The organism is Moorena producens PAL-8-15-08-1 (genome assembly GCF_001767235.1).
GTDB classification, from domain to species: Bacteria; Cyanobacteriota; Cyanobacteriia; order Cyanobacteriales; family Coleofasciculaceae; genus Moorena; species Moorena producens_A.
On sequence record NZ_CP017599.1, the window covers coordinates 3,845,116 to 3,848,526 of the forward strand.

General features: G+C 39.9%; 3 protein-coding genes. 1 reads left to right on the forward strand and 2 read right to left on the reverse strand.

Annotated features, from left to right (window positions below):
• Nucleotides 1-755: 755 nt before the first annotated feature.
• A complete protein-coding gene (locus BJP34_RS14325; RefSeq protein ID WP_229424361.1) occupies nt 756-2,054 on the reverse strand; it encodes an RNA-guided endonuclease InsQ/TnpB family protein in 1,299 nt (432 codons plus the stop codon).
• A 62-nt stretch (nt 2,055-2,116) separates the two neighbouring features.
• Here BJP34_RS14325 and BJP34_RS36810 point away from each other — a divergent pair, with 62 nt between their 5' ends.
• Complete coding sequence (locus BJP34_RS36810) at nt 2,117-2,299, forward strand: hypothetical protein (protein ID WP_083305168.1); 183 nt, start codon at nt 2,117-2,119, stop codon at nt 2,297-2,299.
• A 286-nt stretch (nt 2,300-2,585) separates the two neighbouring features.
• Here the strand turns inward: BJP34_RS36810 and BJP34_RS14330 are convergent, their stop codons facing one another.
• Nucleotides 2,586-2,834: a hypothetical protein gene (locus BJP34_RS14330; RefSeq protein ID WP_070392935.1), complete on the reverse strand. Its 249-nt coding sequence runs from the start codon at nt 2,832-2,834 to the stop codon at nt 2,586-2,588.
• Nucleotides 2,835-3,411: the final 577 nt, after the last annotated feature.

The window sequence follows — 3,411 nt, forward strand, 5'->3', positions numbered from 1 at the left end:
GGTAATTCATCGTTAATCATTCCTAAGACATACTTCCTTGGACTTAAGGAATTTTTGAGAATAATTGGATGATGATGGGGGCTGTGAACAATAGAGCAATATCTAAAAGAGTGATGGCTGCGAAGCGAATTTTTTGAGTATTCATGATGCACCGTTTCCTTGAGTATTAACAGCTGACTTAAAAATGCTAGCGGTAACTTAAATCCATTTCATCGGTTTAGATCACGCAAAACTGTGATTTAGGACAACGTCTTTTTGTGATATTGATCACTAGTTTTACTGAAAATCCTCTAAACCGTCATTTATAAAGAAAAGATTAAATCGCTGTAGGGCGCGTGATAGCGTAGACCATTGGTAATTTTTTATTAGTGACAGGACGAAAATTAGCTGCAGAGGCACTATATTAAATAGGTGCGTTACAAATTATTAACACGTGATACAAAAATTTAAAGTCCTGACATAAATAAAGATTGGGTAGTGATAAATAAGTAGTGATACAACATTGCATTGACCTTAAACTCAGATCTTGCACCTGATCATATAAAATTGAACCTCCCCACCCTGTAGAGGGATGGGGATTCCCAGGCACAACAACGTTCGTTGCTGTTATTTCCATGGGCGTGACTTTCCCCCGCACCGGAGGTAGCTGAGTTTAAAGTTACCGTAAGAACAAGGCAGCCTTTATAGTTAAAGGGTTATGCGTAAAAGGTTCTAGGTTGTTGTAATAAGGCTGCCTTGTTCTAAGGCGCGCGTCTCTAGGGGTCAATTCCCAGTTTTTTGAGACCCCTAAGTTTTATATTTACTGCCCCATTAATGTCAGCATCATCGTAATGACCACAGTTAGTACAGACAAACTTTTCCTTTTTTCTGTTTTCTTTACTAGTGTGATGACATTTTGGGCATTTTTGAGACGTGTGCTTGGGATTTATTTTTACGACCGGAACGCCTGACTTTGCGGCCACGACTTCGATCTTTTTGACCAGTTCCCCCCAAGCTGCATTAGAAATTGAGCGATTTAAACCTCTTTTTGCTGACTGTCCATTGCGGTCATAACCACCATTTTCATTGGGTCTAGGTTTGCAACGAGATTTCATTGCCTTAATATTCAAGTTCTCGAACACCAAGGCATCTGTCCCATCAACTAATTGATTGGCAACATCCCAGTGATAAGCACTACGCTTATTTGTGATACGTTCATGGAGTGAAGCTACTCTGGCGTAAGATTTCCCTCTATTCTTAGACCCTTTTCTTTTTCGACTAGCTGCTTTTTGCCTCAGTTTTAAGCGTCTTTCTCTACGCCTAAAATATTTTTGTTTGGCTGGATTGGCTATTGTTCTCCCATTAGAAAGACTTATTAATTTGTTGATACCTAAATCACAGCCTTTAACCCTCTGAGGCTTAATCTCGCTTTTGTCTTTTACTGGAGTAGCTGGCACTGACTTATCTTCAACTTGAAGACTTACAAACCATCCGCGAGCTTTTCTGCGAACAGTAACAGATTTTAGAGCGAATCCTCCAGGAATAGGGCGAGAGTTATAAAAGCTCATCCAGCCAATTCCTGGAAAGTATATTCTGTCACCGTTTAATTTAACTTGACCAGGTGCATATTTAAAGCTTCTAAACCGCGACCTTCTCTTAGGCTTTGGGTACCCAGTTTCTCCTTTAAAAAATTTAGAGAAAGCAACATCTAACTGCCTCAGAGTTTGCTGTAAAACAGTTGAATGGATTGCCTTATACCAGGGTCTTTGCTTCTTGAGAGTGGGCAAACTTGAACTTTGTGCTTCGTAAGCACTTCTCCTTGGATTCCTTTGGCTATTCTTCCAGGGATAACCCACAGAGTAGTTTTTGCTTACAGAACAGGTCAACGGACACGCCTCTCCACCACTCCTTAAATCACAATACCTACCTAGCTTTGGAGCTTTTGCTTGGTCGTAAGAGTCGTTTCTATCTTTTAGTAAGTAATTGTACTGTGATCGCAACATGTCAAGCCACTTATTCATAGTGACTTCTTGTTGTCGGTTTGGTTTTAGTTTGTAGACGTATCCTAGTTGCATCTGTTCGACCTTGTTTCTGTGCTAATTTAATTATAAACCCCTTAAATTAAAGTGTCAAGTAAATGTCCAAGCAAATTAGAAGAAAAGTGGGAAGACCCAGGCTCCACGATGAGGCAAAGAAGAGCTACAGTATTAAGGCTACCGAAACTGGCTGGCAGGGATTAAAATGCTTAGCTGCCTGTTCAGGATTGAGTCTGTCTGAATATTTAGAATTTCTGGGAAGGACTGGTACTCTGCCTAATTGAGGGAAAATTCATCCCCGACCTAAGAGGACGGGGTATTCTTTTCCCTCAAACTCCCTTACTGATAAAAACCTAGCTCCTTTAACCAAGGCATAAGTGTATCTAACTGATTAAAAATAGAAAGAAGCCAAAGATGAGGTAAACGTAAAATCAGTGTTTCTTGTGCACAATACAACCAATCTAAACTCTCCGATTTCTGGGGGGCGACAAGTCGCCCTCACAGCCACGAACCCTTGTTTCTTACTGCGTTTGGTTGAGGGGCGGTCGTTTGCTACTCTGTTGCTGAGACTCAATGCCTTGGTGCGCGTTTACTCGCTTTTAACTGGGGCTTCTTGCTCAGTTTCTTTTTCTGCCGTAACTCTTTTTCTAATTGACTGATGCGTTCGGTTAACTCTTTTACCTGTTTCTCTAATACTTGATTATTCTCCGCCAACAACCCTATTATTGCTTGCTGCTGTTGCACAAACAAGCGCAGACGTTCCTCCTGGTGGAGGTCGGTTGTTTCGTCAAGAGTGGCCAGCACAGAAATTTCAGTCATATCTGAGTTAGATCAGATTTACGTACTTTTGGCAAGGGGGCTGCCAACATAGATCCTAAACAGGGGGTGCAGGGGTAATTGACAAGTTACGTAAAAATGATCAAGTTTTTAACGTTTAATTAAGCCGACCTACTTAATCAATAAAAATTTATAAAACTTAATTTTTATAAATATTTTTTTTTTTAACGAAAAATTAGAGCTATATCCCTTACCATGTTTGCTGTTTAACTATTTTTGTTCCACCCCCCCCAAAGCCCAAAAAGTGTTGACTTAATCAAAGAATAATGATAGATTACCAAAGGTTATTAAGCAGACTAGTTAGATAGGCTACGCTCAAAACACATGAAATCTATCAGAACAAAGTTCAAACTTAATAACAAACAGAAAAACATGATGGCTCAACACCCAGGAGCAGATGAATTTTATAATTGGGTTTAAATTTGTGTAATATCGAGATTTAAACCCAATTATAAAATTCGCCGAAGGTCTCGGAGTCAGCAGGAATTAAAAATGATCAGATGGTCACGTTAGGTGACGTTTTCATGTATCAGTTTTGTGGAGCAGTGTAGGGGTGATT